Below are 1084 nucleotides of genomic sequence, written 5' to 3' on the forward strand. Positions count from 1 at the left end.
ATCTATAGCTCACAGTCATGTAACAATATTGTTAACTGTATCGGGTTTTGGTTTGAAAAGCGGGCAGGGAGGGAAGTGAGGGGGGTATCTTCGTAAACAGAGCCGGATAACCGGCCCTGTCTTATTTGATTCAAATGACAGGAATGAGGTTAATGACAAAGTGACTTATAGCTTAATGAGTAAAGGGTTGACCGCACCTAGGGGCGCTCCGACGGCTTATGCCGTTACGGCCCCGACGGCACGTTTCCCCTTTATTTGACTTTGTCAGCAGTCTGAAGAATCTTGACTGTTGTCAGTTAATGTCTTCCTGCGCGTTGAAATCTATCGGCGATATTAGCGCTGATCTTCAAGATTGGCTTCGAGGAACCACAGGAACTTATCCAGATCGCGTGAGGCGGCAGTAAACATGTCGGCGCTATCTTCATCTTTGACTTCGGTGATGGCTTTACGCACAAAGTTCGCCACCACAGCATAGCGGTCTGCTAACTCTTTCAGGTGATCTTGCACGCTATGAATACGAGTTGGATAGCTCTTCAATGGGGTTTTTTCAGTCACAAGCTGTGCTGTACCGAGTGCAATCCCCCCTAATTGAACTGCGCGTTCTGCAAAAGTATCGAGGTGATCGTTAATGGCGGTGCGGAAACCATCCAGCATTTCATGGACCGCAATAAAATTAGCCCCGCGCATATTCCAGTGTGCTTGTTTGGTGATAAGTGACAGATCAATAAACTGAATAACCAGCTCATTTAATAGCTTAATCGTAAGCTCTTTTGTATGTTCATCAACGTCATTTCGTGTATAGATGAGTTCGGAAGATTTTGCTTTTACCAGTTTTGCTGTACTCATAATAGGTATCCCTTTATTGAGTTGATTACCAATTTCTTCACCGGGATAAGTATAACAAAGATATTTAATTTTGTAGGGCAGATAGTGCCTATCAATTAAATAGCTTATTGCTAAGTGTATTTTAAAGTGTCATTTCGTGTTTTATTACTGAAATATTATCATTCTTATTATCGCGTCCAACTGATAATGCCTATTGATATGATTTATAGGTATTTTTTATTTTAAATTAAAATGGTTT

The 1084-nt window shown here is 41.4% G+C and carries 1 protein-coding gene; it reads right to left on the minus strand.

From position 1 onward, the window contains the following. Window positions 1-333: 333 nt before the first annotated feature. Entirely contained in the window at window positions 334-846 is a 513-nt protein-coding gene (dps, locus tag FTA91_RS11095) for a DNA starvation/stationary phase protection protein Dps (protein WP_145535610.1), read from the minus strand. Window positions 847-1084: the final 238 nt, after the last annotated feature.

The sequence above is a fragment of the Yersinia thracica genome (assembly GCF_902170565.1).
In the GTDB taxonomy this organism is placed as follows: domain Bacteria; phylum Pseudomonadota; class Gammaproteobacteria; order Enterobacterales; family Enterobacteriaceae; genus Yersinia; species Yersinia thracica.